Source organism: Rhodopirellula maiorica SM1 (assembly GCF_000346295.1).
GTDB classification, from domain to species: Bacteria; Planctomycetota; Planctomycetia; order Pirellulales; family Pirellulaceae; genus Novipirellula; species Novipirellula maiorica.
This window is the reverse complement of the sequence record NZ_ANOG01000528.1, coordinates 1-7,750: the sequence shown is the minus strand read 5'-3', so window position 1 is coordinate 7,750 and position 7,750 is coordinate 1. Positions and strand designations below refer to the sequence as shown.

Annotated in this window: 6 protein-coding genes; 4 read left to right on the top strand and 2 right to left on the bottom strand. The window is 56.2% G+C overall.

Annotation, left to right across the window (positions count from 1 at the left end):
- Nucleotides 1-857 (bottom strand): TadG family pilus assembly protein (locus tag RMSM_RS16815; RefSeq protein WP_008698657.1); only part of this gene is annotated, 857 nt, incomplete at its 3' end.
- 58 nt (nucleotides 858-915) lie between these two features.
- On the bottom strand, nucleotides 916-1,533 hold the full coding sequence (locus tag RMSM_RS16810) for a hypothetical protein (protein WP_144057719.1): 618 nt from the start codon (nucleotides 1,531-1,533) through the stop codon (nucleotides 916-918).
- A 442-nt stretch (nucleotides 1,534-1,975) separates the two neighbouring features.
- Between RMSM_RS16810 and RMSM_RS16800 the strand changes: the two genes are divergently transcribed.
- The 4 genes from RMSM_RS16800 to RMSM_RS16785 all read left to right on the top strand — a co-directional run.
- Nucleotides 1,976-2,911: a DUF4261 domain-containing protein gene (locus RMSM_RS16800; protein WP_008698651.1), complete on the top strand. Its 936-nt coding sequence runs from the start codon at nucleotides 1,976-1,978 to the stop codon at nucleotides 2,909-2,911.
- A gap of 330 nt (nucleotides 2,912-3,241) precedes the next feature.
- A complete protein-coding gene (locus RMSM_RS16795; protein ID WP_008698649.1) occupies nucleotides 3,242-4,207 on the top strand; it encodes a UbiA family prenyltransferase in 966 nt (321 codons plus the stop codon).
- A gap of 108 nt (nucleotides 4,208-4,315) precedes the next feature.
- Entirely contained in the window at nucleotides 4,316-5,752 is a 1,437-nt protein-coding gene (locus RMSM_RS16790) for a DUF58 domain-containing protein (protein WP_008698647.1), read from the top strand.
- 113 nt (nucleotides 5,753-5,865) lie between these two features.
- On the top strand, nucleotides 5,866-7,750 hold a 1,885-nt coding region (locus RMSM_RS16785), incomplete at its 3' end, for a carbohydrate-binding protein (protein WP_201767043.1).

Sequence of the window (7,750 nt, the reverse complement as noted above, 5' to 3'; positions counted from 1 at the left end):
GGTTTCCCCAAGTCGATAAAATCCTGCTTGGAAATTCCGTATAGAATTTGGCGTGACAAATCCTTGGTGCTGTTATTGCTGCCGCCGATGTCGACGGTGCCGCGGTTGCCGGGCGATCCTGTGCCTTGAGGGTAAAGATTCGTTTCGCAAAGCCCGTCGGAACCGGATCGCACCGCTCCGTCGTCGAACTCGAAATCATCCTCGGTTAGTCCCGCACACATGGCGGTCCAACTCGGCAAATCGAGTGCAAACGGCAGAATATCGATCGTTTCGTCATGCGTTTCGGGCTCGTTAAACCCCGAGATAGCACTGAACATCGCGGCGGTTGCCGTGGTGCGAAGCGACTGGCTTTGCCGCCCCGTTACATCCCCAAAAAACAGCGGCAGCTCACCGTTGCCACCAGATTGCAGTTTCAGCGTGACACGTGCGGCGTTGTAGGTCGACGGATCCGATGTGCTCCACGATTGATCGGTCGAGTAGGTGCCAAGCTCGACATCCCCCGACGAAAACTCGGGCGTCTGTTGCCCGACAAAGTTCCGGCTCGCGATGCTATTTGCCGCTTGCCATGCACTGTCTTGCAAGTCACTTTCGGAGGCACTGGAAACTTGTTGATCAAACAATTCCCAGCATGCCGCCATTGCCGAAGCGTCCGCCGATCGCTGTATCTCGGCTTCGGCGACCCGGATATGTCCCATATCGATCGTCACCGCCATCAAGGCCACAAGGCTGACCGTCAAGATCAATCCGAATACGGCCGCCGCACCGCGACGTTTGCGGGCAGGCAGGCGACGTCGATACGCCGACGACTCCTTATCGGAACAGAACAGACTCAGTTGTTTTACATTGAAGATTTTCATTGAACGATATCCTGATAGACTTGACGATTTGACAGACGCGATCATAAATCCGTTCAATCTAGGGTTGCCGGTTCACAGGTACCGGAACCACACTCCCATCCACATAAAAAACACGTACTTCCAGCAGCGTGATCGACGCCACTCGATTTGCCCCAAACCCTATGTCAACGGCATCCAAACTTTTCTGAGGATGATATTGAGAAAGTCCTAACGACGCATCGGAGTTCATCCGGACTAAAAAGTCAGGACCTCCGAAATCTCCCCACTGACTTGCATGCCCATTCTTAATCGCAAAGAGCGTCTGCCCCTCGACCGTGGCCAGGATGCTTGTCCAGCGAACATGATCTCCGTCCGATGACAAAGCCGCCCGAGTCTCGCTGCGTGCTTGATCGATAATCTGGTCATTCTCAACCGCGGCGACATGAAAGCCGCCTCCGGAAAACTGCGTATCCACCGCGTGATTCAGCTGCAACTGAAAATAACGACTCGGCTCATCTGTGGGAGTTGTAAAAAAGGTGACCTGTGGCGAGTGATTGATTGCATCGGGCTCGTTGAGCACCATCTCCCAGTCTTCTTCGATCTTAAAAATCGCCACATCTTGCCCGTGGCAAAACATCGACGAAGTCATCGTGAACGCCAAGCACGTTGCTATGGCGAACTGCCCAAAACGTGACATCGCTACGCTCCAATAAAGATGATGAGGGAAACAGAGGAGAACCATCCATCGATTTGCTTTGCTTAACGCCGGCCCCAGAGCCGCCATTGAGGACGCTTCGATTGCCGTCCCCATTGGTCGTCCGGCAAGCGATGACCAAAGGCGATCCAAGCGGACAACAAAGGACGAAAAAAGTGATGTGAAGGCTCTTGAAACCTATGCCAGATCCACACATCCAATCGGAACACCTTGCAGAAAACGCACAAATTCACTTCTCCCCCCCGCAACAACGCTTGGGTTGTGACGGTCGTAACGGTCATCCGATCGGCAACGCCGAAAAAAGTGACAGCTGAACGGAAAAGCACACCCCCCCATGCCTAGGGATGGGCTACGGCTAATCGCCAGCTCTTCTGATAGAATCCGCGCTCCACAATCGAATCCTTCCGATCCACCGAGCTTGGGAATGACCAAAGGCCTTTACACTCAAACATTTGTTGTGCTGTTGCGAGAAGCGGTTTCCATTGAATCCGTCGCTGCAATTCTCGCCGACTTTTCCCCCTCGGCCCCCCAACCAGCCGCTGCGGAGGTCTTCACCTGCGGCCCGTCAATCCAGCTGGAGATCGATGACCAAGACGAAGGAAAAGTCGTGGTCGATGTGGTCGATCAACTCTGGCCCGATGACCCGACCACCGCTGCGGACCCAAGCCGGATCGCCCGCGCCTATCAAGAGGGCCAACTAGGGCCGTTTACCGCCCCCGAGTCTCTGCTTCGCGCGGCCCAACAATCATGGAACTGGGAAGCCGGAAGAACCGCGACAAAGTTGCACCAAGCGTTTATCCGCATCCGCTGCAGCTACGTGCTCGACGGCAAAGCGACGCCTCCGAACCTGCCCGAGAACTACGATCCCTATAACGAATTGGCGTTCATGACCGAGGTGGTCGGCATGCTGCTGGAGCTTCCCGAAGCGATCTGTTACTTCAACCCTGGCGGCGAAGTCCTCAGCGACCTGGAAGTCCTAACCGAAAGTGCTGAATTCTCGGTCGAACATTCGCTGCCCCCGGTGGAATTGTGGGCCAACATGCGTTTCCATGAATTTGACCCGCAGTGGTCGGTGATGGACACGGTGGGGCATATCCAATTGGACATCCCCGATATGGAAGGTTGTTTTCGGCCGCAAGATTACGATGCCGCCGAAGTCGAAAACTTTCTGCGTGACGTCGGCATTTACTTGCTGCAAAACGGCGATGTCATCAAAGACGGCGAGACCTCCGAAGGCCCTGGCGAGATCCTCTGGGTCGCTCGTGTCCGCGAGAGCGCCCTGAACGGACCTCGCCGACGCGTGCTGCGTTGGTTCGCCGACGACGGCGAAGCGATTCCCAAAAGTCTGCTGCGAAAATAACGCGGCGACCCCCGCAACGATACGGCTCGATTGTTAGCGGTGCGGCGCAAGCCGCCCGGTAAATTTCGAACGTTTCACTCGCCTCAACCGGACGGCTCGCGCCGTGCCGCTACCAAAGTAGATGGCATTGGGCTCGCGCCGCACCGCTACCAAAGCAGAAAAGGGGCAGGGGAGAGCAGGGCAGGGCAATGCCGTCGGTTCTCCCCCTGCGAGTCGACGACACGCTGTCGCGAGAATTGCTCTAAAGGTATCATCCGTTATCCTTGCGTTTGACATCCTTGCGTCTGACCAAAGCGACAAACGATCCTCATCAATCGGGAACTAAATTCTTTGACCGCCGAGACACAACAAACCAGCCCCCTGTTTGCCTGGGCCCAATTGGTTCGGCTGCCGAACGTGTTTACTGTCGTTGCCGATGTTTCGGCTGCGTTTTTGCTGGCAGCGCACGGCCCGTCGCCGGCAGCGCGGTGGATTTGTGTACTCGCAGCGGGGATCTCGCTGTATTGGGCCGGCATGATCCTGAATGATGTGTTTGACATCGAACGCGATCGTGCCGAGCGAGCGAAACGCCCGCTGCCATCGGGACGAATCTCGCTCGCGGCCGCTCGCACCGCCGGCTGGGTCTTACTGATCTTCGGCGTCATCTTGGGATCGCTCAGTGGATATTTGCCGAGCGAGAATATTGCCACCACTTGGCTGCCCGCCGCGATCGCCATCGTATTGGCTGTCATGATCGTGGCTTATGATGGACCGCTGAAAAAGACCCCGCTCGCGCCAGCCGCGATGGGCGGATGCCGTGTGCTCAGCTTCCTACTGGGCGCGTCCCCTGTGATCGTTGCGCAAGCCGATGGCCGGCTGATACCGCTGCATCTGGTTGCGTTCGCGTTGGGGTTTGGGATCTACATCACCGGCATCACGACGATGGCTCGCGACGAAGCCACGGGTGGCAACGATACCAATTTGAAAGTCGGGTTCAGCTTGCTAGTCATCGGACTGTTCGCATTAGCGTTTGCGCCGCAGCAAGCACCGGCGGGCTTTCCTAACTTCATTCGCACTCCGTTTGCCTTTCCGCTGCTGATCGCGATGATTGCTTACCCAGTCGTGCTTCGCGGCATCCGCTGTGTTCGTCACGCCACACCGCAGAATCTACAATCGACAATCCGCTCAGGAATTCTGACGATCATTCCATTGGCCGCGGCGGTGGCGATGCTCGGTGCTGGCCCGGTGTGGGGGCTCGTGATATTTGCGTTGGTGATTCCGGCGATCGGATTAGCGTCCGCGTTCCGCGTGACCTGAGCCCTAACCCCGCCGGCAACTCGATCGATTACAATGCAGCGGCGATCTTCTTCCCGCCTGGAACTCCGTTTCCCGCCTCGAACTCCGTGAACCAAGGCCCGTCCGTTCGTGAACGACGCAATCACCCAAGTTGCTAAAGACGAGTTTCAGTCGCTGACGCAAATCCCTTGGCTGTTCCTCGGGCTAATTGCATTGCCACTGATCATCGCGTCTTGGCGTGCCAAGATTTACCCAACGCCTTGGTGGGCTGTCCTGCTGAGCGTTTCGGTCATCGCCAGCTTGGCCACCGTATTTGTGCCCTCGATGATCATTGCGGTATGGATTATCGATGGCAGCATCCTGACGCTTGCCGTGGTCGATTTCCTGCTGATTTATTTGGCCACAAATCAAGGGATCAACGTTTTCCGCAGCCTACCGCGAACCTGTTCACTAGGCGTTCCGGTGGCTAGCGAATTGACGGTCGAAAACAGCACGCTGCTGACGTTAGTGGGCGCGGTTTGCGACGATTTGCCCGAGCACTTTACCGCGACTCCTGAAAAACACTCGCTGCGACTGCCGCCCCGCGGACGAATGACGGCGCATCGCAAACTGCTGCCGGGCCGACGCGGTGCGTTCGAACTCGAGTACGTTTACCTGAGTTTCTTCAGCCCGCTGAAACTGTGGAATCGCCACCGAAAAATCGAATTGCACGATCGGCTAAATGTTTACCCCGACATGAAACAATTGTCCGACTATGCCCTGCTGGCACGGACGAACCGCTTGAGTCTGATTGGGGTGCGGCGGACGAGACGAATTGGCCAAGACAGCGATTTCGAACGGCTGCGAGATTACAGCCGCGATGACAACTACCGACATATCGATTGGCGAAGCACCGCACGACGCCGCAAATTGACCGTTCGGCAATTCCAAAGCGACCAAAGCCAACGGGTGGTCTTTCTGTTGGATTGCGGACGGATGATGACCAACGAACAAAACGGCTACTCGTTGTTGGACCACGCACTGAACTCGGTGCTGATGATGGCCTACGTGGCGCTGCATCAAGGCGACTCCGTTGGAATGCTTTGCTTTTCCGATACCATCCATGCCTACATTCCACCGCGAGGTGGCAGCAGTCAAATGAACCGCTTGATTCAAGCCGGATTCGATCAATTTCCTCGCTTGGTTGAATCGCGATACGATCAAGCGTTCCTGTACCTTTCGACGCATTGTAAACGTCGATCGTTGGTGGTGCTGACAACCAATGTGATTGACGAGGTCAACGCCGGCGCGGTTGTCGATTACTTGTCGAACATCAACGGTCAACACTTGCCCCTGGGTGTTCTGCTTCGCGACCGCGAGATGTTCGATGCCGCCGATGCACCATCCAATCAAGATCATCTGCAGATGTATCGCGCCGCGGCGGCGGCCGACATTTTGCTGTGGCGGCATCAAGTCATCAAAGATCTGGAACATCGTGGCGTATTGTGCGTCGATGCATTCCCCGACGAACTGACCGCCCCGCTGGTGAATCAATACCTCGACATCAAAGCGAAACATTTGCTGTAAATTCGTGGCTTGCGCCGCTAGACTACGTTTTGGTTTACGTTTTGGTTACAGAGGGATCAACGAGTTGATGTCGCTGATGTACGACGTCCCAACCCTGGACCAAGGTGGAAATCATGGCAAAGCTAGGCTTGCTCGGGAATCTCCGGGCGTTATTACTTGTATTTTGCTTGATGTGGTGCTGGCCGCTGCACGGGCAAATGATCTGGGTCGAGGGCGAGGATGCGGTGGCCAGCACGATGCGAGGGCACAATTGGTACGACGCGGTCAAGACAGCCGAATTGTCGGGCAAGGATTGGCTTTCGCATTTTGCCAACGGTGACATGCCCGTCGCTCGGTTCGCTGTCGACGCTTCTGCTGCGGGCAGCTACGAACTATGGCTGCGAGCCAATCCGATCGCTTCGGCGATGTCAGTGCGAGTCAATGGCGGCCCCTGGACGCAGGTACCGCTGCACAAGAACGAACAGAGCATCAACATTGCTGCCGATGGGCAACCCGATCTCCGTTTTGTCGCATGGATCAAGGCCGAGCCGGTGTCACTAATGGAAGGCAAAAATAGGTTCGAGGTGCGTTTCGAAAGCGACAACCATCGGCATGGTGGACTCGACTGCTTTGTCCTCAGCCGTGAACCGTTTCTGCCACAAGGCAAATTAAAACCGGGCGAGAAGACCGGCTTGGCCGATCCCGGGACTTGGGCGTTTGAACCCGCTCGCGATGCATTTTCGCCTGATTCGCTGCTTGATCTGAGCAGCATGAACGACAAACCTGCTGGAGCCAAAGGCAGAGTTGCACGATCATCCGACGGAGCCTCATTCGTTGACGGCTCGGGGAAACCACTGCGGTTCTGGGCCGTCAATACCAGCGTCCAGTACCGCGACGACATCGCCGCGGTCCGCGAACATGCTCGTTGGCTCGCCAAACGCGGCGTCAATATGGTTCGGCATCACGGGCATCTTGCCCCACGGCATGGCGAAAAACTTGGCGATGCCAACACCGAGGATATCGAAGCTGCCTGGCGTTTGATCGCCGCGATGAAAGAACAAGGCATCTACGTCACGCTTTCGCCTTACTGGGCCGTCAGCGTGAAACCGGATCCTGCCTGGGGGCTGAAAGATGCCGAGGGCGAAAACTTGACCGGACTGCTGTTCTTTGATGCCAAACTGCAGGCAGCTTACAAACAGTGGCTCAAACAACTGCTGTTGCCACCCAATCCCCACACCGGCATCCCGCTGGCCCAAGATCCAGCCTTGGCGATCTTTCAAATCCAAAACGAAGACAGCCTGCTGTTCTGGACCGAAAACGCAATCCAAGGCGAGCAGCGGCGAGAACTAGGACGGCAATTTGCAGCTTGGCTAAACACGAAACACGGCTCGATCGATAACGCGGTTCGCGTCTGGGGCGGTAGTGCTCGTTGTAAAGGCGACCGCTTTGCCGATGGCATTGTGATGCCTCACCTAATTTGGCAACTGACTCAAGACCACAGCGGCCCAATGGCCAAACGCTTGGCCGATCAATTAGCCTTCTATACCGAGCGAATGCGTGACTTCAACCTCTCGATCGCAACATTTCTAAAAGAGGAAATTGGTTACGACGGACTGATCAACGCAGGCAATTGGCGGACCGCCGATCAAGCCAAGCTACTCGACGCAGAACGCTATGCGTACACGGCAAACGATGTTATCGGAGTCAACCGTTATTACACCGGCGGCAGCCATACGAATCCAACCGACAATCATCGCGCCGGATATTTGATCAGCCGAGGTGACCTTTTCGATGGCACGTCGGCGCTCTCACAACCTTGGGCATTTCCGCTGGCGCTGCGTCAAGTCAGTGGGCATCCGATGATCGTGTCCGAGAGCGGCTGGGTGCCGCCACTGCGTTATCAAACCGAAGGTCCGTTTTTGGTAGCGGCTTATGGAGCCATGACCGGAGTCGACATTTTCTACTGGTTCGTCACCGACCAAATCGGCTTCGGTCCGCCGATGGAAAAGTGGCAGCTTT

Coding starts and splice junctions, on each gene's coding strand:
- RMSM_RS16810 (WP_144057719.1), bottom strand. CDS start 1,533: ATGTCACGTTTTGGGCAGTTCGCCATAGCAACGTGCTTGGCGTTCACG.
- RMSM_RS16800 (WP_008698651.1), top strand. CDS start 1,976: ATGACCAAAGGCCTTTACACTCAAACATTTGTTGTGCTGTTGCGAGAA.